The organism is Delftia sp. DT-2, assembly GCF_028401915.1.
Classification (GTDB): domain Bacteria; phylum Pseudomonadota; class Gammaproteobacteria; order Burkholderiales; family Burkholderiaceae_C; genus Comamonas; species Comamonas tsuruhatensis.
The window spans coordinates 211,473-233,059 of record NZ_JAQOTI010000007.1 but is presented as its reverse complement, the minus strand read 5'-3'; the positions used below and the strand labels follow the sequence as shown (position 1 = coordinate 233,059).

The window sequence follows — 21,587 nt, the reverse complement described above, 5'->3', positions numbered from 1 at the left end:
TGATCGCCTCGACATTGCGCCGCAAGCGTGATGCCTTTTCTCATCAAAATATAGCACCGTCGCCCCGTTTTGCCCGCAGCTGCGCCCCAAGGCCGGCTCCTGGAACGGGGGGATTCAGGGCAAAACATCGTTTATTTACAAATGAAACAATATTTCACCATCAATCCAGCGCGGCTGAGGGGTGATTTTCAGAAATGTGAGCCTCCCGCACAGACCCGATATGAATCTCGCGCAGATTGGCCTCCACAAGCGTTACGAGACGTTGAAAATTCGCTCCTCTTTTTGAGGCCATCTCACGCTTTCTGACACCGCGCGCAAAAGTAGGTGCTGCGCTGGCCCTGGCGCAGCAGCTGTATGGGCGAGCCGCAATGCGTGCAGGGCTGGCCCTCGCGGCCATACACCTTGGCCTGCAGCTGGAAGTGGCCTGCCATGCCGTCGGGCGCCGAGAAATCACGCAGCGTCGTTCCCCCTTGCTCTACCGCCAGTTCCAGCACGCGGCGAATCTCCTCGAACAGCCGGCGCACCTTGCGCGGCCCCACCTCGCAGGCCGGCTGCGTGGGCGCAATGCGTGCCATGAACAGCACTTCGGACGCATAGATATTGCCCACGCCCACCACCACGCTGCCGCTCAGCAGCAATTGCTTGATGGGCGTACGGCTGGCCTTCAGACCGGCCTTGAAGGTCTCGAACAGGAAGCTGTCATCCAGCGGCTCCATTCCCAGATGGTCCAGCAGCCTGCGCGCCCAGGGATCGTTCTCGGCCGGCACATACATCACCGCACCGAACCGGCGCGGATCGTGCAGGCGCAGCTGGCCCTTGCTGGTGTGCAGATCGAAATGGTCATGCGCGCCCGCCGGACCCAGCGGCAACTCGTGCGGCGCCACGAAACGCAGGCTGCCCGACATGCCCAGATGCAGCATGAGCAGGCCTTCGCTCAGTTGCATCAACAGGTACTTGCCGCGCCGGCGCACGCTGTGCACCTCGCGCCCGGTCAGAAGCTCGGGGGCAATGCCCAGAGGCCAGCGCAATGGCTTGCCCAGCGCCACGGATTCAATGCGCGCTCCGGCGATCTGCGAGGCGAACGCACGCCGCGTGATTTCTACTTCTGGCAATTCGGGCATGCGATCCGGGTTGTACTGAGGTTGTGCGAAATGCGGGCCGAGGCTTCGATTATTATGATTCGATGGATCATCGCCTTCGCCTTCAGGGACTCGCCGTGGCAGCAGCCCTGGCCATGGGTTCCGCCACTGCCTGGGCTCTGCCTGGCAAGACCGCAGCCACCATCGAGACGGAATCCCCGGAACCTCCATCGTCCGCCGCCGCGTCTGCCGAAGAGGAGCGCGCAGCGCTCAACGCCGAACTGTTCTACGAGATCCTGGTCGGCGAAATCGCTGCCAGCGAAGGCGCGCTGGGCGATGCCCAGGCCATGATGATGGAGGCTGCGCGCACCAGCGGCAGCGAGCAGCTGTACCGCCGTGGCACGGAACTGGCGCTGCAGTCGCGCTCCGGTGAGCGCGCACTGGCCAATGCCCGCGCCTGGCTGGACGCCTTTCCCCAGTCACGCGATGCCAACCGCTTCGTGCTCCAGATCCTGGTGGCGCTGAACCGCATCGCCGATACCGGCAGCTATCTCAAGCGCGAGATCGAGGCCACGCCCGCTCCGTCCAAGCCCGCCACCTATCTGGGCATCACCCAGCTCTACAACAACGCCAGCGACAAGGCCCTTGCTGCCGATGTGGTCGAGCAGGCTATGGCCGGCGAAACCGACAATCCGGCCAGCGGCCCGCTGGCCTGGGCCACCATCGGCCACATGCGCCTGGGCGCCGGGCAAAAGGCCGCAGCCATGCAGGCCGTGCAAAAGGCCCAGGCGCTGACACCCGACACAGGCCCCGTGGCCCTGCTGTCCATGGAGCTGCTGGAAGCCGGCATGCCGGAGGCGGAACCCATCGTCAAGCGCTACCTGGCCAAGAACCCGTCAGCCCAGATGCGCATGGCCTATGCCCGCGTGCTGCTGGGTCAGCAGCGCCTGGACGAGGCCCGGCAGCAACTGGTCTCCATCACCATGGATTCGCCCGACTACGCCGAAGCCTGGGCCACGCTGGCCGCCCTGCAGCTGCAAACGAACGATGTGGGTGCGGCGCAGGCGTCCACCGAGCGCTTCGGCAAGCTCGTGCCGCAGATTCCTGCCGGCGTGGCGCGCAGCGCCGGCCAGTCCCAGTACTACCTGCTGCAATCACAGATCGCTGAAAAGCAAGGCAGGTTCGACGAGGCCGATGCCCTGCTGCGCCGCATCGACGATGCCCCCAACCTGCTGAGCGTGCAGGCGCGCCGAGCGAGCCTGCTTGCACGCCAGGGCAAGCTCAAGGAAGCGCGCGCCCTGATCGAAGCCGTGCCTGCCAGCGGCCCCAGCCAGCAACGGCTCAAGCGCCTGGCCGAAGTGCAGTTGTTGCGCGACGCCAATCAGAATGCCCAGGCCTATGCGCTGCAGGCCGAGCTGCAAAAACAGGACCCCGAAGACGCCGAACTGGCCTACGACACGGCCCTGCTCGCGGAGCGCATCGGCAAGCATGACGAAATGGAGCGGCTGCTGCGCGGCATCATCGCGCGCCGACCCGACTTCCAGCATGCCTACAACGCACTGGGCTACTCCTTCGCCGAGCGCGGCATCCATCTGGACGAAGCAGAAAAGCTCGTGGGCAAGGCGCTGGAGATGTCGCCCGGCGACCCCTTCATCACCGACAGCCTGGCCTGGGTGAAATTCCGCCAAGGCAACCTGGACGAAGCGCTCAAGCTGCTTGAAAGCGCCTACGCCTCCCGCCCCGACGTGGAGATCGCGGCGCACCTGGGCGAGGTGCTCTGGGTCAAGGGCGATCGCGAACGCGCGCAGAAGATCTGGCGCCAGGGCCTGGCCTCCAGCCCCGACAACACCACGCTGCGCGACACCCTGCGCCGCCTGGGCGTCTCGCTTTGAGCCGCCGCGCCGTGCCCCACCCCGTGCCCCATCGTTTGCACCCCATGCTCATCCGCCGGCAGCTGTGCGCCACGGCTGCTGCCACGGCGCTGCTGACTCTGGCCGGCTGCGCCCTGCCACCCCGCCAGCTCCAGGCCGATGCAGCAGCACCGGCCGCCGCCGGGCACTGGTCGGGCCGACTGGCGCTGCAGGTGGAAGATGCGCAGAACCAATCCTTCAGCGCAGGCTTCGAGCTGCTGGGCACCCCCCAGCGCGGCGAGTTGCTGCTGTTCACCCCCCTGGGATCGACGCTGGCGCGCCTGCTCTGGGCGCCAGGACAGGCCAGCCTGCAGCAAGGCGAGGACCGCAAGACCTCGGACTCGCTGCCCACGCTGGTGCAAGAGCTGACGGGCAGCGACCTGCCCATCGCCGCCCTGTTCGACTGGCTGCAGGGCCGGGCCACGGCCGCTGCGGGCTGGCAAGTCGATCTCTCCCGCATGGAGCAGGGCCGCCTGTCCGCCCGGCGCCATGACCCGCAGCCGCCGGCAGCGCTGCGCATCGTGCTCGACACACCCTGATTTGCGCCGGGCGCGCCCTCTGCACCCCCATCCCGCCGCACCCGCCTCCATCCCTCTCATCCTCTCCAGCCCATGCGCTCGCTCCACGACGTGCCGGCTCCGGCCAAGCTCAACCTGTTCCTCCATATCACCGGCCGCCGAGACGATGGCTACCACCTGCTGCAATCGGTCTTCATGCTGCTGGACTGGCACGACACGCTGCACTTCGACAAGCGCGGCGACGGCAACGTCAGCCGCGAGGACCTCTCGGGCATGGCCCTTCCTGCCGACGACCTCATCATGCGGGCCGCACGCGCGCTGCAACAGGCCACCGGCTGCAGCCAGGGCGTGCACATAGGCGTGGAAAAGCGCCTGCCGGCACAGGCCGGGATGGGCGGAGGATCGTCGGATGCGGCATCCACCCTCATGGCGCTGAACCGCCTGTGGCAACTGAACCTGACCCGGCGCGAACTGCAGCGCATTGGACTGGGCCTGGGCGCAGATGTGCCCTTCTTTCTGTGCGGCAGCTCCGCCTGGGTGGAGGGCATAGGCGAGCACATCACGCCGCTGGAGCAAAGCCATGCCCTGCCGCCCCAGCGGTTCGTGGTGGTCAAGCCCGAGGCGGGACTGGAAACCCTGTCCATCTTCCGCGCCCCCGACCTCAAGCGCGATCATGCCCATGCTACAATCGCCGACTTTGCTGCAGATCACTATGACTTTGGCCAGAACGACTTGCAGCCCGTCGCCGAAAGGCTGCAGCCTGAAGTGAAAAAAGCCATTGATTGGCTCAAGTCCTTCAAACTGCGTGCTAGAATGACGGGCTCGGGAAGTGCAGTATTTGCACCACTGACGCAAACAATCGACTTCGAGAATGCCCCAGGCATCTGGAATGTCAGAGTTTGCAGGAATCTGCAGGCCCATCCCCTCAAGGATTGGCTCAAAGATGAGAGTTTATAGGCTGTCTGCCTGCGGCAGAGGGCCTGTGTAGGGGAGTCGCCAAGTTGGTAAAGGCACCGGATTTTGATTCCGGCATGCGAGGGTTCGAGTCCTTCCTCCCCTGCCAAACGTCTTTCGCGTCAAGGCAAACCCATCGTACTGGGGCGCTCAATGCATTCACATCATCCTGACATCATGGTCTTCACCGGCAATGCCAATCCTGGCATGGCCGCTGAAATCGTTCAGCACCTCGGCACCACGCTGGGTGCAGCCGACGTGGGTCGCTTCTCCGATGGAGAAGTCGCCGTCGAGATCAAGCAGAACGTGCGTACGCGCGACGTCTTCGTCGTGCAATCGACCTGCGCACCGACCAACGACAACCTGATGGAACTGCTGGTCATGGTGGACGCCCTCAAGCGTGCATCGGCCGAGCGCATCTGCGCGGTGATTCCCTACTTCGGCTACGCCCGCCAGGACCGCCGCCCGCGCTCCACCCGCGTGCCGATCACGGCCAAGGTCGTGGCCAACATGCTGCAGGCCGTGGGTGTCGAGCGCGTGCTGACCATGGACTTGCACGCAGACCAGATCCAGGGTTTCTTCGACATCCCCGTGGACAACATCTATGCCACGCCGGTGCTGCTGGGCGATCTGCGCCAGAAGAACTACGAAGACCTGATCGTTGTCTCGCCCGACGTGGGTGGCGTGGTCCGTGCCCGTGCGCTGGCCAAGCAGCTGGGCTGCGACCTGGCCATCATCGACAAGCGCCGCCCCAAGGCCAACGTCTCCGAAGTCATGCACGTGATCGGCGACATCGACGGCCGCAACTGCGTGATCATGGATGACATGATCGACACCGCCGGCACCCTGGTGAAGGCAGCCGAAGTGCTCAAGCAGCGTGGTGCCAAGAGCGTCTACGCCTATTGCACGCACCCGATTTTCTCGGGTCCGGCCATCGAGCGCATCGGCAACGGCAGTGCACTGGACGAGGTCGTGGTGACCAACACCATTCCTCTGAGCGCCGAAGCCCAGGCTTGCGGCAAGATCCGCCAACTGTCCGTGGCCCCCCTGATTGCCCAGACAATCCAGCGGATTTCCACCGGCGATTCGGTGCTGAGCCTGTTCTCCGAATAAAATATCGGCCCCTGTGGTCTGAACCAGCAAACCTCCTTCGGGAGGTTTGCGCGTTCCGGGATGGTTTCAGGACCATCCCGGGACACCGCAAGAGCAGCCTGTTCCGCACGGGGCAGGCGTTCTTTTATCAACGGATGAGGCTGGTCGCGGTCCATCCATCTAGGAGTTAGTTATGCAATTCGTCGCTTTTGAGCGCGCCAAGCAAGGTACGGGTGCGAGCCGCCGTCTGCGCAATTCGGGCAAGGCCCCTGGCATCGTCTACGGCGGTGCTGCCGAAGCCCAACTGATCGAGATCGATCACAACGCCCTGTGGCACGCCCTGAAGAAGGAAGTGTTCCATTCCAGCGTTCTGGACATGGAAGTCAACGGCCAGACCTCCAAGGTCGTGCTGCGCGACGTGCAATTCCACCCCTACAAGCAGCTGATCCTGCACGTGGACTTCCAGCGCGTTGACGACAAGACCAAGGTTCACCTGAAGGTGCCGCTGCACTTCGAGGGCATGGAACAGTCCCAGGCCGTCAAGGTCGAGAACTGCACCATCACTCCCCTGATCCATGAACTGGACGTGGTGTGCATGCCCGCCCAACTGCCCGAGTTCATCAAGGTGGACCTGAGCGGCCTGACCTCCAAGTCGACCCTGGGCCTGCAGAACGTCAAGCTGCCCAACGGCGTGAAGGCTGTGGTGCGCGGCTCCAACAAGAACCCGGCCCTGATCTCCATCAAGCTGCCCGAAGTGGCTCCTGATGCATCCGCAGCTCCCGCAGCGGCTCCGGCCGCTCCGGCAAAGAAGGGCAAGAAGTAATTCTTGGCTTTCCCTTGCGGCGGCTGCGGCTGCCGCAACCTGCAAAAGGCCCACCTCGCGTGGGCCTTTTGCATGGTGAACACCATCGCCTGCCTGCTGCGGCCGCCATGGAGATAATCGCCCGATGATCAAATTGTTTGTCGGCCTGGGCAATCCCGGGCCGGAGTATGAGGACACCCGCCACAACGCGGGTTTTTGGTGGATAGATGCGCTGGCGCGCGAACTCAAGGTCCACCTGGTGCCCGAGCGCAGCTACTTCGGCCTCATGGCCCGCGCCAGCGTGCGTGGCGAGAGTGTCTGGCTGCTCGAGCCGCAGACCTTCATGAACCTGTCCGGCAAATCGGTGGGTGCGCTGGCGCGCTTTTTCAAGATCCAGCCCGAGGAGGTCCTCGTGGTCCATGACGAACTGGACTTCGCCCCAGGCCAGGTCAAGCTCAAGCGCGGCGGCAGCCACGGCGGCCACAACGGCCTGCGCGATATCCATGCCCAGCTGGGCTCGGCCGACTACTGGCGGCTGCGCATCGGCATAGGCCACCCGGGGCACAAGGCCGAAGTCGCCAACTGGGTGCTCAAGAAGCCCGCGCCCGACCAGCGCCAGCTGATCGAGGACAGCATTGCCCATTCGCTCAAGGCCTGGCCCGAGCTGCAGGCGGGCGACATGGACAAGGCGACCTTGCTGATCCACACCACCAAGCCTCCACGCCCCAAGCCCGTGCGCCCGGCCACAGCCGAGAGCGACAAGGGCTGAGCGATCAGGAAGCGGCGGGAGCCTGGGATTGCAGACGCAGGTATTTCTGCATCAGCGTCTCGCGGTCTTCCACGTGGGCGGGATTCACGGGAATGCAGGCCACGGGGCAGATCTGCACGCACTGGGGTTCATCGAAATGCCCCACGCACTCCGTGCATTTGCTGTGCTCGATCTCGTAGTACTCCTCGCCCATGGAGATCGCATCGTTCGGGCACTCGGGCTCGCAGACATCGCAGTTGATGCATTCGTCGGTGATCATCAAAGCCATGGCAGGTCCCTCGCAAGCGCACGCCACGCTCCGGGCCGGGCAGGCCCTTGCACCCCGAACGGGCCTTGCAGCAAGGTGGCATCAGTCATTGCGCCATTATCCTGCCCCCTTCATACGCATGAAGGCTGCACGGGCAAGCATACGCGCCGGATCGGCACGTAGCGATGCACCTTCAAAGGCCGCTATGCTGCGCGCATGGACCGTGCGCATTACCATTCGGGCCCGCCAAGAACCACCCACACACATTCCGCCGACGTGACAGCCCAACACCGTGCCAAGGCCGACTGCCCATGAGCGTCTTCCTGCTCAAGCGCCTGCTGATGCTGGCAGCCACGCTGCTGGGCGCCTCGGCCGTGGTGTTCGGCGTGCTGGAAGTGCTGCCCGGCAATGCGGCCCAGACGCTGATGGGGCCCGATGCCGCCCCCGAGGCCGTGCAGGCGCTGGCCGAGCAGCTGGGACTGGACCAGCCAGCCTGGCAGCGTTACCTGCAGTGGCTGCAGGGGCTGCTGCATGGCGACATGGGACTGAGCTACGCCTACAGCACACCGGTCAGCGATCTGGTGCTGGAGCGCCTGGCAGTGACCGCCCCGCTGGCCGTGATGGCCATGCTCATCACCACCGTGCTGGCCCTGGCAGCGGGCATCTATGCCGCCTCGCGCCACAACCGATGGGGCGACCTGGGCGTCATGGGCCTGGCGCAGATCGGCATTGCCATCCCGAATTTCTGGTTCGCCATCCTGCTGATCCTGGTGTTCTCGGTGAAGCTGCAATGGTTTTCCGCAGGCGGCTTCCCAGGCTGGAGCGAGGCCGATGGCGGCGGCGTCCTGCCCGCACTGCAGGCCCTGCTGCTGCCGGCGATCTCGCTGGCCGTGGTGCAGGCGGCCATCCTGGCGCGCATCACGCGCTCGGCCGTGCTGGAAGTGCTGCGCGAGGACTTCGTGCGCACGGCCCGCGCCAAGGGCCTGCCGCGCCGCGCCGTGCTCTGGGGCCACGTGCTGCGCAATGCCATGATTCCCGTGCTCACGGTCATGGGGCTGCAGTTTGCCCAGTTGCTGGCCGGCACCATCGTGGTGGAGAACGTGTTCTACCTGCCGGGCCTGGGCCGGCTGATCTTCCAGTCCATCGCCAACCGCGACCTCATCGTCGTGCGCAACTGCGTGCTGCTGCTGGCGGCCATGATGGTGGTCATCAACTTCATCGTGGATGTGCTGTACGCAGCCATTGATCCACGCATCGAGGCCAGCGACATATGAGCCAGCCAGGCAACCCTGTTTCGCCGACCGCTGCGCCACCGGGCCATCGGCCCACGCGGGCGGTCACCCTCAGCAGGCCGGCCAGCCTGGGCCGGCGCATGCTGGGCCACCGCAGCTTCATGCTGGGTGCCATGCTGACCGCGCTGCTGCTGCTCACCGCGCTGCTGTCCTTGTGGTGGACGCCGGGCTCGGCCTACGACATGGACCTGGATGCCAAGCTGGCCGCACCCGGCAGCCTGCACTGGCTGGGCACCGATGCCTATGGGCGCGATGTGGCCTCGCTGCTGTTCCTGGGCGCGCGCAGTTCCATCCTGGTCGGCGTGATCGCCGTGGGCATCGGGCTGTCGATGGGCGTGGTGCTGGGACTGGTCGCCGCGGCCTGCCGGGGCTGGGTGGAAGAGGCCATCATGCGGCTGGCCGATTTCAGTTTCGCCTTTCCTGCGCTGCTATCGGCCATCATGCTCACGGCCGTGTTCGGCGCGGGCATCGTCAACGCCATCATTGCCATCGGCATCTTCAACATTCCCACCTTTGCGCGCATCACGCGGGCATCGGCCAAGGCGGTCTGGGCACGTGAATACGTGCTGGCTGCACGCGCCTGCGGCCATGGCCGCGCCAGCATCACCTGGCGCCATGTGCTGCCCAACATCCTGCCCGTGCTGGTGGTGCAGGCCACCATACAGTTCGCGCTGGCCATTCTGGCGGAAGCCGCCCTGTCCTATCTGGGCCTGGGCACGCAGCCGCCGCAGGCCTCCTGGGGCCGCATGCTCAGCGAGGCCCAGACCCTCATGTTCCAGGCCCCGCTGCTGGCCGTGTGGCCGGGCCTGGCCATTGCACTGTCCGTGCTCGGGCTCAACCTGCTGGGCGACGGGCTGCGCGATCTGCTCGACCCGCGCCTGTCGCGCCAGCGCTGAGGAAGACACGCGCCATGCCCCTGCTCGAAGTCTCCGGCCTCACCATCACCTTGCAGACCCCGCGCGGCCGCGCGCGTGCCGTGCAGAACCTGGAATTCATCCTGGAGCGCGGCGCCACGCTGGGCCTGATCGGCGAGTCGGGCTGCGGCAAGTCGCTGACCGCCCTGGCGCTGATGGGCCTGCTGCCGGAGCATGCGCAGGTGGACGGCAGCATCCGGCTCAACGGCCAGGAGCTGCTGGACATGGACGAGCGCGCGCTGTGCCGCCTGCGCGGCAACCGCATGGCCATGGTGTTTCAGGAGCCCATGACGGCCCTCAACCCCGTGCACGGCATCGGCCGCCAGGTGGCCGAGCCGCTGCGCCACCACCAGCGCCTGGGCCGCCAGGCCGCGCGCGAGCGCGCAGTGGCCCTGTTGGAGCGCGTGGGCATTGCCCGCGCAGCCCAGCGCTTTGATGACTATCCGCACCAGTTCTCGGGCGGCCAGCGCCAGCGCATCACCATCGCCATGGCCCTGGCCTGCGGGCCCGACCTGCTGATCGCCGACGAACCTACCACGGCGCTGGACGTGACCGTGCAGCAGCAAATTCTCGATCTGCTGCAGGAACTGGTGGCAGAGCACTCCATGGCCTTGCTGCTGATCTCGCACGATCTGGGAGTGATCGCGCAAAACGTGGAGCAGCTGCAGGTGATGTACGGCGGCACCGTGGTCGAAAGCGGCATGACCGAGGCCATCTTCGCGCGCCGCGCCCATCCCTACACGCGCGGCCTGTTCGCCGCCAGGCCGCAGCTGGAGCCTTCGGGACCAGGCCACCAGCCGCCGGCGCGGTTGCCCACCATTGCCGGCACCGTGCCCGAGCTGGTGGACCTGCCAGCCGGCTGCGCCTTCGCGGGCCGCTGCAGCCATACCGAGCCCACCTGCCACAGCGAGCGCCCGCGCGCCCTGGTCCTGGAGCGCCCGCAGCGGCCCACGCCCACCGCCCTGCAGGCCTGGGCACAGCCGCATGTGGTGCGCTGCCTGCGCTCCGAGGCCATTGCGCCGGGCATGCATACGCAGGGCCGCAGCACATGACGGAGCACGACCGCCAGGCACCGGCCGCTGCCGATCCGCCCCTGCTGCAGGTGACGGACCTGGCCCGCAGCTACCGGCTGCCACGCCGCTCGTTGTGGCGCGCGCCGGAGCAGGTGCATGCGCTGCGCGGCGTGGATTTCACGCTGACGGCGGGGCGCAGCCTGGGCGTGGTGGGCGAGTCGGGTTCCGGCAAGTCCACGCTGGCACGCCTGGTCATGGCGCTGGACACTCCCAGCGCCGGCAGCGTGCAGCTGCTGGGCCAGGATCTGCACCGGCTCGGCAACCAGGCACTGCGCATGGCGCGCCGCGATTTCCAGATGGTGTTCCAGGATCCTTACGGTTCGCTGGACCCGCGCATGACGGTGGAACACATCGTCTGCGAGCCCCTGACCGCCCAGCCTGCACCGCCCGAGCGCGCAGCCCGGCGCGACCTGGCCCGCGCCACGCTGGAGCAGGTCGGGCTGCGCGTGCAGGACCTGGACAAGTACCCGCATGAATTCTCGGGCGGCCAGCGCCAGCGCATCGCCATTGCACGCGCCCTGGTCACGCGGCCCCGCCTCATCGTGGCCGATGAGCCCGTGAGCGCCCTCGACGTCTCGGTGCAGGCCCAGGTACTGAACCTGCTGCGCGATCTGCAGCAGCAGCTGGGCCTGTCCTACCTGTTCATCAGCCACGACCTGGCCGTGGTCCAGCACCTGTGCGACGACGCCATCGTGCTGAGCGAAGGCCGCATCGTCGAGCGCGGGGCTCCGCAGCAACTGTTCCACGCCCCGCAGCATCCCTACACCCAGGCCCTGGTACGGGCCGTGCCACGCATCGCCCTGCAGCACCGCGCCTGAAAGCCGAAAGCTGACAACCACCGGAGCGGACCGGGTCCTCATGGCCACGCGCACGCGCGCCCTGGTGTAAAAACACTGCTGCAGGCCGCAGCCAGCGGCCTATGACCCATCTGCAAGAATTTCCGGAGACCTGTTCATGTTCAATCGCCGTTCCCTGCTGGCCAGCTCCGCTGCTGCCGGCCTGCCCCTGCTGATGCCCTGGCCTGCGCTGGCCCAGGGCCGCAAGGACAGTGTCACGCTGGCGATGACGCTGGAGCCGCCGGGGCTGGACCCCACGGCCGGCGCCGCATCGTCCATTGGCGAGATCGTGCTCTACAACCTGTTCGAGACGCTGACCAAGATCAATCCGGACGGCAGCGTCTCCCCGCTGCTGGCCGAAAGCTGGGAGGTCTCGCCCGACCTCAAGACCTACACCTTCCGCCTGCGCAAGGGTGTGAGTTTCCAGAACGGCGAGCCCTGCAACGCCCACAGCGTGAAGTATTCCTTCGACCGCGCGGGCGACGACAAGAGCACCAACAAGGACAAGCGCACCTTCGCCGCCCTGTCCACGCGCGTGGTGGATGACCACACGGTAGTCGTCACCAACAAGGACATCGACCCCGACTTCCTCTTCGTGCTGGGGCAGGCGACCTCCATCATCGTGGAACCCAAGAGCGCTGCCACCAACGCCACGCGCCCCGTGGGCACGGGCCCCTACCAGCTGGGCAACTGGAACAAGGGCGCCTCGGTCACGCTCACGGCCTGGCCCCGGTACCGCACGGCCCCCGGCCTGCGCATTCGCCGTGCCACCTTCCGCTTCATCTCCGACCCTGCAGCCCAGGTGGCCGCACTGCTGGCCGGCGATGTCGACGCCTTCCCGCGCGTCACGCCGCGCAGCGTGGCCCAGTTCAAGGCCAACGGGCGCTTCCAGGTCGTGGTCAGCGGCTCGCGGGCCAAGACCATCCTGGCCATGAACAACGCGCGCAAGCCCTTGAACGATGCGCGGGTGCGCCGCGCCATTGCCGCCGCCATCGACCGCAAGGCCGTCATCGACGGCGCGGGCGACGGCTACGGCCTGCCCATTGGCAGCTACTACGTGCCCACGGCCTTCGGCTACGTGGACACCACGGGCATCAACCCCTTCGACGTGGAAAAGGCCAAGGCGCTGCTGGCCGAGGCCGGCGTCAAGACGCCGCTGGAGCTGACCATGACCCTGCCACCCACGCCCTACGCGCGCCAGGGCGGCGAGGTGATTGCCGCGCAGCTGGCCAAGATCGGCATCCGAGCCAAGCTGCAGAACGTCGAATGGGCGCAGTGGCTGTCGGGCACCTACACGCTCAAGAACTACGACCTGACGCTGATCTCCCATGTCGAGCCCTTCGACCTGGGCAACTTCGCCAAGCCCGACTACTACTGGGGCTACCAGTCGTCCCAGTTCAACGAGCTGTACGACAAGATCAAGAACGCCTCGCGCCCCGCCGACCGCTCGCGCCTGCTGGGCGATGCGCAGCGCCTGCTGGCCCAGGATTGCGTGCATGCCTTCCTCTACACGCCGCAATGGGTCACCGTGGCCAACAAGAACCTGCGCGGACTGTGGAAGGACATGCCCGTCTTCGTCAACGATCTCTCCGCACTGTCCTGGGCCACCTGAACCGCGCACAGGTTGAGCCACAGGCGACAGGCGCGCCGGTGGCACCGGGCCACACTGCGCCAGATCTGCCGCAAGAACCGCCATCTTCGAGGAAGCCGCGATGACTGGAACGACACAGGCCCTGCACGACCTGCCCGCCCATGCGCTGCTGCGCGCCTACCGGAACCGCAGCCTCTCGCCCGTCGAGGTCATGCACGACCTGCTGGCCCATGTGCAGCGCTGGGAGCCGGCCCTGCACGCCACCTACCTGCTGCGCCCCGAGGCCGCCCTGGCCCGGGCCCGCGAGAGCGAGGCCCGCTGGCTGCGCGGCGAGCCGGCCGGCCTGCTCGACGGCGTTCCCGCCACGGTCAAGGACAACATCGCCACGCGCGGCGATCCCACGCCCGTGGGCACGGCCGCCATGCCGCAGGTCGCGGCCCCGCTGGATGCCCCACCCGCAGCGCGCCTGCGCGAGGCAGGCGCCATCCTTTTCGCCAAGACCACCATGCCCGACTACGGCATGCTGTCGTCCGGCCTGTCCTCGCTGCACGGCAACACCTTCAACCCCTGGGATCTGGACAAGACGCCGGGCGGCTCCAGCGCCGGTGCGGGCGCCGCTGCGGCGGCCGGCTACGGGCCGCTGCACGTGGGCACGGACATCGGCGGCTCCATCCGCCTGCCGGCGGGCTGGTGCGGCATCTTCGGCCTCAAGCCCAGCCTGGGCCGCGTGCCCATCGACCCGCCCTACACCGGCCGCTGCGCAGGTCCCATGACCCGCAGCGTGGCCGACGCCGCGCTGATGATGCAGGTGCTGTCCCTGCCCGATGCACGCGACAGCATGGGCCTGCCGCACCAGGAGATTGCATGGCACAGCTTCGACATGGACCCTGCCCAGGCGCGCGGCCTGCGCATAGGCCTGCTGCTGGATGCCGGCTGCGGCCTGCCCCTGCAGCCCCGCGTGCGCGCCGTGGTGGAGCAGGCTGCGGCTTGGCTGGAATCGGCCGGCGCGCACATCGAGCGCATCGAGCCCTGGCTCACCCGCGACATGCTCGACGGCCTCGACCATTTCTGGCGCATGCGATCGCATGTGGAGATGCAGTCGCTGACGGACGCGCAGCGCCGCGTGATCCTGCCCTTCATCCGCGAATGGGCCGACAGTGCCGCGCCACTGACAGCCACGCAGCTGTTCGTGGCCAGCCAGCAGTCGCACCTTCTGCGCACGGCCACGGTGCGTGCCACGGCGGCCTACGACTACGTGCTGTCGCCCGTGGCGCCGATCACGGCTTTCCCGGCCCACCTGCCCAGCCCCACCAACGACCCGCTGCGGCCGCTGGAGCACATTGCCTTTACCGTGCCCTACAACATGTCCGAACAGCCCGCCGCATCCGTGCCCTGCGGGCATGACGGGCAGCTGCCCATAGGCGTGCAGATCGCAGGCCGCCGGTTCGACGACCTGGGCGTGCTCCGGCTCAGCCGGGTGCTGGAGCAGTTGCGCCCACCCCAGCCCGCCTGGCCACAGCCCGTTCAGTCGGGCCAGGACCGGGCGCAGACTGCATCGGCTACTCCAGCCTGATTCCCGCCTCCTTCACGATGCGCGCCCAGCGCGGCATGTCGCGCGCCATGACGGAGGCCAATTCCTCGGGCGTGCCGCCCACCGGGCGCAGGCCCATGGAGGCCAGGCGGCCGCTGAGTTCGGGCGTGGCCACGATGCGCCGCACCTCCGCCGAGAGCCGGTCCACGATGGGCCGCGGCGTTCCCGCCGCCACGAAGGTGGCGAACCAGCCATTGGCCTCGAAGCCGGCCAGGCCCAGCTCGGCAAACGTGGGCACCTCGGGCAGCGCCGGGTGGCGCTGCATGCCGGTGATGGCCAGGATGCGGATCTTGTCCGACTTCAGGTGCGCATTGGCCGAGGACACATCGATGAAGCCCGACGACAGCTGCCCGCCCAGCACGTCGTTGACCAGCGGCGCCGCGCCCTTGTAGGGAATCAGCGCCAGGTCCAGCCCGGCCCTGGCGCGCAGCAGCTCACCATGCATGTGCGAGGAGGTGCCGTTGCCGTAGTTGCCGTTGCTGTACTTGCCCGGATGGGCCTTGACCAGGGCGATGAACTCCTGCAACGTCGTGGCCGACACGTCGCGCGGCACCACGAACAGGTCCGAGGACAGGGCCACCTGCGATACGGGGGCAAAGTCCTTGAGCACGTCATAGGGCATCCTGGCGTACAGCGCAGGCGACTGGATCATGGCCGTGATCCCCAGCAGCAGCGTGTAGCCGTCTGGCGGCGACTTGGCCACCACGTCGCCGCCGATGATGCCGCTGGAGCCCGGCCGGTTCTCCACCACCACGGGCTGGCCCCAGGCCTGGCTCAGTTGCTGGGCAATGATGCGCCCGATGATGTCGGTGCCGCCGCCTGCCGGGTAGGGAATCACCATGCGCAGCGGCTTGGACGGGTAGGCACCGCCTGCCGGCTGTGCAAAGGCGATCGGCGATGCCGTTCCCAGGGCGGCACCCAGTGAGGCGCTGGCAGCGCATGCCAGCGCCGCCCGCAGGCAGCCGCGTCGGCTCGATTCCATGGCTTGTCTCCTTGTCCTTCGGTGCTCCGCCCTCGTTGGCGGGGCGGTGTGCCCTGCCGCAGTGGCAGGGTCCATGGACAGTGTGGCCACCAGGCCTTCAGCCACCAATCGCCGATCGTCTCAAAATGATTGGCAAAAAAGATCAGCGGCCGCGATGCTGGGCCTGCCGGTAGGCGCCCGGCGGCAGGCCGGTCCAGCCCTTGAAGGCGCGGTGGAAGGTGCTGGCCTCGGCAAACCCCACGCGCGCGGCGATATCGGCCAGCGTCAGCTCCGGCCGGTTCAGCAGCTCGATGGCCGCGTCGCGGCGCAGGTCGTCCTTGAGAGATTGGAAGCCCAGGCCTTCGTCGCGCAGGCGGCGGCGCAGCGTCTGCGGCGTCATGGACAGCGCGGCGCCGACCTGCTCCAGCGAAGGCAGCTCGCCCGCCAGATCGCGGCGCAGCAGGCGGCGGATGCGCTCGCCCAGGCGCGTGCGGTCGCGGTAGCGGATGACCAGGCCCATGGCCGCCTGGTCCAGGAATTCGGCCAGGCTCTCCGGGGTCTGCACCACGGGCAGCTCCAGCCAGCGCGCATCGAACTCCAGCCCCGTGAAGTCGCGGTCGCGCTGCAGCGGCGCCAGGAACAGGCGCTGCGCCTCCGTGCCATACGGCATGCTGGCTCCGGACGGCGCGCACACGCCCGTCAGCTCTATCCTGCGCGACACCAGCCACGACATGACGCCATAGCCCAGAAAGCAGAAGGACCGCTCGGCATAGGCCAGCGGCGCATCGCGCTCGCGCAGCGACACCATGGCGATGCGGGCCACGCCGTCCACGACCTGCAGCCGGGGCGCGAAGTCGCGCAGCACCAGGCGGTAGAAACGCAGCCCGGCCTGCAATGCCTCGCCCAGCGTGCGGCAAGGCAGCATGGTGCGGCAGGCCTGGGCAAAACTGCCCACGGGCAGCGGATGGCGGCACAGGCCCCACAGCTCGTCGCGGCAGACGCGGCGCAGCACGCGGATCAGCGCCGCGTACTGCGCCTGGGTCACGCGCGACAGCGGCGCATCCAGCAGAGCAGGCGCAATGCCGGCGCGGCGCAGGATGGCTGGCACATCCATGCCATTGCGCTGCACGCCCTGCACGATCTGCAGGACCTGGGCAATGGCAATGGTGTGGGCCGTGGTCTGTGGCATGGGTTGGATGAGGACGCCGCTGCTCATGGCGCCAAGGGGCGTGAGCGAAAAAGCATGGAGGGACTGTGCCACGGCCCCGCACTAGTGTGAACAGGCCCTAGCGCTGCACCAGCGCCAGCCGCACCGCCATGCCCAGGAACACCAGCCCGGCCACGCGGTTGAGCCAGTTCTGCGCACGCACGGATCGCTGCAGCAGCACGCCGAACCAGCCCGAGCAGCATGCGATGGCACCGAACACCAGCAGCGCCGCCAGCATGAACACGCAGCCCAGCACCATCACCTGCGTGGCCACGCCGCCGCGCGCGGGGTCCGCGAACTGCGGTAGAAAGGCCAGGAAGAAGATCAGCACCTTGGGGTTGGTGAGGTTCATCACCACGCCACGCCCCACCCAGCGCAGCGCCCGTGCGGGGGTCAGCGGGTCGGCTGCGCCGGCCTGCGGCATCTCGCCCGGCCGGGCCACGGCGCGCAGCGCACCCCAGGCCAGCCAGGCCAGGTAGGCGGCGCCGCACAGCTTGATGGCGGTGAACAGCAGGGGCGACGCAGCCACCAGTGCCGCCAAACCCAGCGCAACCGCCGCCGTATGCACCACCAGCCCCAGGCACAGACCCAGTACCACGCACAGGCCCACGCGCCAGCCGCGCTGGGCCGATTGCATGAGCACGAACAGGTTGTCAGGCCCCGGGCTCAGGCCCAGCAGCACGGCCACGCCGAAAAAGGCCAGCAAGGTTTCAAAGGTGGGCATCGCTTGTCTCTTCCCGATTCGAGTATTTCAGTGCGGCGCAGATCAGGCCTGGGCCGTGACGATCCAGCCTTCCAGCGGGTCCAGGTCGTGCGGCAACCCGTAGAGCGCATCGCCCTGCGCATGGCGGGCCGCAGCCCAGGCGGCCTGCAGCATGCAGATTGCGGCGTCCAGCCGGTCTCCGCTGCCGTCCGCCAGCAACTGGTTGCGGGTTTCTTCGGCGTCGATACGCAGGCGCAACGCCAGCGGGTTGTCGCCGCGCTCCAGCGCCGCCAGCAATTGCACGCGCGCCTGATGGCGTTCGGGCGTTTGCCGTGCGGGTTCGTCGCTTTTGTAGCTGAGGCGGCCGATCACGGCGCGCGCCAGCATGCCCGGGTAGGCTTCCAGCGCCACGCGGCGCGCATCGCCTTTGCCGGGAGGCTGCAGGCCCGGCAGGTGCACGCCGGCCGCGCGCAGCAAGGGCAGCCCGGCATGCAGCATGTAGGCCACGGGCGGGTTCACCCATTTCATGGAAGGGCTGGCACCGGCAGGCCCGTCCGTGGCCCGGTGCGCGAACTTTCCGCCTGCGGGCCGCGCCGCGCAAAAGGCCTTGAACTGCTCGCGTATGGCCTGGCGCGTGAGGCCGGCATAGTGGTCCATGCAGGCCGCCCATTCCGTGGGCCAGCCCAGCTGCTCCACCAGTTCGCGCGGCAGGGCAAAAGGCAGGTCGAAACCGCCCACCCAGGCCGACTGCGCCGAATCGGCAGGCCGGGCCAGCCAGGCGGCCCATGCGTCCAGCGAGGCGAACTCCAGCAAATCCTGCAGGACCACCGTGTCGCCAGCCACCAGGCGGCCCAGGGCCATGGTGATGGGCTTGCGCGCCGTAGGTCGGCTGCTGAAATCGCAGCCCAGTACCCGCATTGCCGCCATGGTGCTCAGCCCAGGCCCAGCGCCGTCACACCGACGGCAATGCACACGGCGCCCGCAATGCGTGCCAGGCGATCGCCTTCGCGCAGCATGTGCCCGCCGATCAGCGCCGCGAACAGCATGGAGACTTCGCGCGCAGGCGCCACGTGCGACATGGGCGCATCCTGCATGGCGTAGAGCACGAGCACGTAGGCAATGGGGCTGATCAGCGCCACCAGGGCCGCGAAGCGCCACTGCGCGCGCCACAGATGCCGGGCCGTGGGCAGGTCGCGCAGCACCACGGGCGCCAGCAGGAACACGCGCACGAAGTTGCCCATGTAGTCGATGAGGATGGGCGACATCAGCAGCAGCTTCACGCCATAGCCGTCCACCACGGTGTAGCTGGCGATGAAGGCGCCCGTCAGCAGGCCGTACCACAGGCCCATCCTGAGCCGTTCGCGGGCTTCGGGATCATGGCGCGCGCGCAGCAGGCCGGGGCCTCCCGCGATCAGGAAGACGCCGACCACCACGCCGGCAATGCCCAGCACGCCCAACGAGGAAATCCGCTCACCCAGAAAGAGGATGGCCACCATGGACGACAGCAGCGGCCCCGAGCCGCGCGCCAGCGGATAGACCACGGTGAGGTCCGCGCTGCGGTAGCCGCGCAGCAAGGTCACGTAGTAGGCCACGTGCAGCAGGCCGCTGGCCAGCACCACCAGCCATTCGCTGCGCCCCCATGTCGGCACCACATCGCGCCCCACCCACCAGCCCAGCGGTGCCCAGATCACCATCATGATGAGCGAGGTGAAGAAGGCAAAGCGCGAATCACCGCCCGCCTTCTTGGCCACGATGTTCCAGCCGGCATGGATGAGGCCGGCAATGATGATCAGGGCAAAGGCTTGCAGCGACATGGGCAGGTCCGGGGAAAGCGGGGCGTGGCGCGGGAAAGAAAAAAGGCCGCGCACTGCGCAGCCTGGGGTGTTGTGTGAGGCGTCCGGGGACGCCACCCCGGGGATTTACTTGCGGCTGGACACCAGCGAGAGGAACTCGCGGCGCAGTTCCGGGTTGGTGAGGAAGGCGCCGCGCATGACGGAGTTCAGCATCTTGCTGTCCATCTCGCGCACACCGCGCCAGGACATGCAAAAGTGCGAAGCCTCCATGACCACGGCCAGGCCGTCGGGGCGGGTCTTGTCGAGGATCAGGTCGGCCAGCTGGATGATGGCCTCTTCCTGGATCTGGGGACGGCCCATGATCCAGTCCACCAGCCGCGCGTACTTCGACAGGCCGATGACATTGGTGTTCTTGTTGGGCAGCACGCCGATCCAGATCTTGCCGATCACCGGGCACAGATGGTGGCTGCAGGCGCTGCGCACCGTGATCGGGCCGACGATCATCAGCTCGTTGAGGTGCTCGGCGTTGGGGAATTCGGTGATGGCGGGCTGCGCCACGTAGCGGCCCCGGAACACCTCGTTGACATACATCTTGGCCACGCGGCGCGCCGTGGCGCGCGTGTTGTGGTCGTGCGTGGTGTCGATGACCATGCTGTCGAGCACGCCCTGCATCTTTTCCTGGACTTCGTCGAGCAGTTGCTCGAGTTCACCGGGCTCGATGAATTCGGAGATGTTGTCGTTCGCATGAAAGCGCTTTTGCGCCTGCTTCAGTCGTTCGCGGATCTTGACCGAGACGGGGGTGCCCTCGGCCTGGCTGTCTTGTTTCATGTCGACGAGTTCTCTGAACATGGCTGGCATGGTAACAGCGAAACCCGCAGCATGGCACGCAAGGGATTTTCCACCCAAACGCAGGTTCTGCCCGCCCCGAAAGCTATCAATTCAATAGCAAAAGAGTGGCGTGTGTCAGAGCGGCCAGGGCTAGAGGCGGAATTCCGCAATCAGCGGCAGATGGTCCGACATGCGCCACCAGATGCGCCCCTTGGGCACATGCAGGCCCAGCGGCGTGAGGCCGCGCACATAGACGTGGTCCAGTTGGGCCAGCGGCAGGCGCGAAGGATAGGTGGGCACGCTGGGCAATTCGTCGTATTCGTACAGGCCGAAACCGCCCAGCATGCGCTTGATCTGGCCACCCCAGTCGTTGAAGTCGCCAGCCACCACCACGGGCGCGCCCGGCGGCACCTCTCGCTCGATGAAGCGCTTGAGCTGGGAGACCTGGCGCACGCGGCTGCCGGGGATCAGCCCCAGGTGCACCACGATGGTGTGCACGCGCCGGTTCTGCACTTCCACCTCCACATGCAGCAGGCCACGCTGCTCGAAGCGGTGGTCGGAGATGTCCTCGTGCTGGTGGCCCACCACGGGCCAGCGGGTCAGCAGCGCGTTGCCGTGCTCGCCGTGGCGGGTGTAGGCGTTGGTGCGGTAGACGGCCTCATAGCCCAGGGGAGCCAGATACTCCGCCTGCGAGACCTGGGGCCAGCGCTCGAAGTACGCGGCCTCCTTGTGGTTCATCTTGCGCACTTCCTGCAGGCAGACGATGTCGGCATCGAGCTGCTCCACGGCGTGGCCCAGGTTGTGGATTTCAAGGCGGCGCGCGGGACCCATGCCCTGCACGCCCTTGTGGATGTTGTAGGTCGCGACGCGCAGTATCGACGGGCCGGGGTCCACCTGATGGGAATTCGCGTTTTCAGTCATGGCGGTTCGGGAACGCAGGTGAGGGGTTCAGTCCGGCTTCGTTGGGGAAAAACGTGGAAGCAGCAAGATGGCCTCCGCATTGGACGGTGAATAGCAGCGCTGGGCAGCCTCACGCCAATGATGCCAAGCAGATGCGGTATGTTCCCTCGGATTCAAGAACACAGGGGTGTAGGACGGAATCCGCAGCCCGAAAACCCTCTCGCGGTTGTGCCATACACCGGGCGCATAGCGGTGCTGCCAGGCAGGGTAGATGGTGTAGATGTTCTCCAGCGCCCAGTCCTGCAGCAGGCAGCCGGGCGCCTCGGCATCGATGCCGGTTTCTTCCCGCACCTCGCGCACCGCGGTCTCGCGCCAGGACTCGCCCTCATGGTCCTTGCTGCCCGTCACCGACTGCCAGAACTCCCCGCCCTCAGGCGCCGGTGCCGTGCGACGCATCAGCAGCACCTGCCCGTCATCACGGTGGATGACGACCAGCACCGACTCGGGGATCTTGTGGCCGGCCATGG

22 protein-coding genes and 1 tRNA gene are annotated in these 21,587 nt (G+C 67.2%); 13 read left to right on the top strand and 10 right to left on the bottom strand.

What is annotated here, in order from left to right; genetic code table 11:
- Positions 1–293: 293 nt before the first annotated feature.
- Positions 294–1,121, bottom strand: coding sequence for a bifunctional DNA-formamidopyrimidine glycosylase/DNA-(apurinic or apyrimidinic site) lyase (mutM, locus tag PO605_RS14480; RefSeq protein WP_047470559.1), 828 nt, complete (start codon positions 1,119–1,121; stop codon positions 294–296).
- 62 nt (positions 1,122–1,183) lie between these two features.
- Here mutM and PO605_RS14475 point away from each other — a divergent pair, with 62 nt between their 5' ends.
- From PO605_RS14475 to pth, 7 genes are all read left to right on the top strand, one after another.
- Complete coding sequence (locus PO605_RS14475) at positions 1,184–2,971, top strand: tetratricopeptide repeat protein (protein WP_026062311.1); 1,788 nt, start codon at positions 1,184–1,186, stop codon at positions 2,969–2,971.
- A gap of 44 nt (positions 2,972–3,015) precedes the next feature.
- Positions 3,016–3,528, top strand: a complete 513-nt coding sequence (locus PO605_RS14470; protein ID WP_047326560.1) for an outer membrane lipoprotein LolB — start codon at positions 3,016–3,018, stop codon at positions 3,526–3,528.
- 72 nt (positions 3,529–3,600) lie between these two features.
- On the top strand, positions 3,601–4,464 hold the full coding sequence (ispE, locus tag PO605_RS14465) for a 4-(cytidine 5'-diphospho)-2-C-methyl-D-erythritol kinase (protein WP_047470554.1): 864 nt from the start codon (positions 3,601–3,603) through the stop codon (positions 4,462–4,464).
- 29 nt (positions 4,465–4,493) lie between these two features.
- Positions 4,494–4,570: transfer RNA gene (locus PO605_RS14460), tRNA-Gln, on the top strand.
- Positions 4,571–4,614: 44 nt separating this feature from the next.
- A complete protein-coding gene (locus PO605_RS14455; protein ID WP_026063011.1) occupies positions 4,615–5,574 on the top strand; it encodes a ribose-phosphate pyrophosphokinase in 960 nt (319 codons plus the stop codon).
- Between the two features lie 172 nt (positions 5,575–5,746).
- Complete coding sequence (locus PO605_RS14450; protein ID WP_016445697.1) at positions 5,747–6,376, top strand: 50S ribosomal protein L25/general stress protein Ctc; 630 nt, start codon at positions 5,747–5,749, stop codon at positions 6,374–6,376.
- Positions 6,377–6,500: 124 nt separating this feature from the next.
- Positions 6,501–7,124, top strand: coding sequence for an aminoacyl-tRNA hydrolase (gene pth, locus PO605_RS14445; protein WP_016445696.1), 624 nt, complete (start codon positions 6,501–6,503; stop codon positions 7,122–7,124).
- Between the two features lie 4 nt (positions 7,125–7,128).
- On the opposite strand, the gene PO605_RS14440 is transcribed toward pth, so the two are convergent.
- On the bottom strand, positions 7,129–7,392 hold the full coding sequence (locus PO605_RS14440; RefSeq protein WP_016445695.1) for a YfhL family 4Fe-4S dicluster ferredoxin: 264 nt from the start codon (positions 7,390–7,392) through the stop codon (positions 7,129–7,131).
- A gap of 290 nt (positions 7,393–7,682) precedes the next feature.
- Here PO605_RS14440 and PO605_RS14435 point away from each other — a divergent pair, with 290 nt between their 5' ends.
- The 6 genes from PO605_RS14435 to PO605_RS14410 all read left to right on the top strand — a co-directional run bounded on the left by PO605_RS14435 (position 7,683) and on the right by PO605_RS14410 (position 14,650).
- Positions 7,683–8,645, top strand: a complete 963-nt coding sequence (locus PO605_RS14435) for an ABC transporter permease (protein WP_272206568.1) — start codon at positions 7,683–7,685, stop codon at positions 8,643–8,645.
- Positions 8,642–9,559: an ABC transporter permease gene (locus PO605_RS14430; RefSeq protein ID WP_016445693.1), complete on the top strand. Its 918-nt coding sequence runs from the start codon at positions 8,642–8,644 to the stop codon at positions 9,557–9,559. Before PO605_RS14435 ends, PO605_RS14430 begins: the two co-directional genes overlap by 4 nt.
- A gap of 14 nt (positions 9,560–9,573) precedes the next feature.
- Complete coding sequence (locus tag PO605_RS14425) at positions 9,574–10,629, top strand: ABC transporter ATP-binding protein (protein ID WP_047470545.1); 1,056 nt, start codon at positions 9,574–9,576, stop codon at positions 10,627–10,629.
- The gene (locus PO605_RS14420) at positions 10,626–11,468 is read left to right on the top strand and encodes an ATP-binding cassette domain-containing protein (protein WP_016445691.1); all 843 of its coding nucleotides are present in this window, start codon (positions 10,626–10,628) and stop codon (positions 11,466–11,468) included. Before PO605_RS14425 ends, PO605_RS14420 begins: the two co-directional genes overlap by 4 nt.
- A 136-nt stretch (positions 11,469–11,604) precedes the next feature.
- Positions 11,605–13,098: an ABC transporter substrate-binding protein gene (locus tag PO605_RS14415; protein WP_034364072.1), complete on the top strand. Its 1,494-nt coding sequence runs from the start codon at positions 11,605–11,607 to the stop codon at positions 13,096–13,098.
- A 100-nt stretch (positions 13,099–13,198) separates the two neighbouring features.
- Complete coding sequence (locus PO605_RS14410) at positions 13,199–14,650, top strand: amidase (protein WP_272206567.1); 1,452 nt, start codon at positions 13,199–13,201, stop codon at positions 14,648–14,650.
- Here the strand turns inward: PO605_RS14410 and PO605_RS14405 are convergent.
- From PO605_RS14405 to nudB, 8 genes are all read right to left on the bottom strand, one after another.
- The gene (locus PO605_RS14405) at positions 14,637–15,650 is read right to left on the bottom strand and encodes a Bug family tripartite tricarboxylate transporter substrate binding protein (RefSeq protein ID WP_047472238.1); all 1,014 of its coding nucleotides are present in this window, start codon (positions 15,648–15,650) and stop codon (positions 14,637–14,639) included. The two genes, PO605_RS14410 and PO605_RS14405, sit on opposite strands and share 14 nt — an antisense overlap.
- A 142-nt stretch (positions 15,651–15,792) precedes the next feature.
- Complete coding sequence (locus PO605_RS14400) at positions 15,793–16,818, bottom strand: AraC family transcriptional regulator (protein ID WP_272206566.1); 1,026 nt, start codon at positions 16,816–16,818, stop codon at positions 15,793–15,795.
- A gap of 97 nt (positions 16,819–16,915) precedes the next feature.
- Complete coding sequence (locus tag PO605_RS14395; protein ID WP_016445686.1) at positions 16,916–17,560, bottom strand: LysE family translocator; 645 nt, start codon at positions 17,558–17,560, stop codon at positions 16,916–16,918.
- Between the two features lie 42 nt (positions 17,561–17,602).
- Positions 17,603–18,457, bottom strand: coding sequence for a DUF429 domain-containing protein (locus PO605_RS14390; RefSeq protein ID WP_047468129.1), 855 nt, complete (start codon positions 18,455–18,457; stop codon positions 17,603–17,605).
- Between the two features lie 14 nt (positions 18,458–18,471).
- Entirely contained in the window at positions 18,472–19,353 is an 882-nt protein-coding gene (locus tag PO605_RS14385; RefSeq protein WP_047468131.1) for an EamA family transporter, read from the bottom strand.
- A gap of 105 nt (positions 19,354–19,458) precedes the next feature.
- A complete protein-coding gene (gene folE, locus PO605_RS14380; RefSeq protein WP_016445683.1) occupies positions 19,459–20,181 on the bottom strand; it encodes a GTP cyclohydrolase I in 723 nt (240 codons plus the stop codon).
- Positions 20,182–20,310: 129 nt separating this feature from the next.
- Positions 20,311–21,081 carry an endonuclease/exonuclease/phosphatase family protein gene (locus PO605_RS14375; RefSeq protein WP_016445682.1) on the bottom strand — a complete coding sequence of 257 codons (771 nt, stop codon included), beginning with the start codon at positions 21,079–21,081 and terminating at the stop codon, positions 20,311–20,313.
- A 27-nt stretch (positions 21,082–21,108) separates the two neighbouring features.
- A complete protein-coding gene (gene nudB, locus PO605_RS14370; RefSeq protein WP_047468134.1) occupies positions 21,109–21,585 on the bottom strand; it encodes a dihydroneopterin triphosphate diphosphatase in 477 nt (158 codons plus the stop codon).
- Positions 21,586–21,587 lie beyond the last annotated feature (2 nt).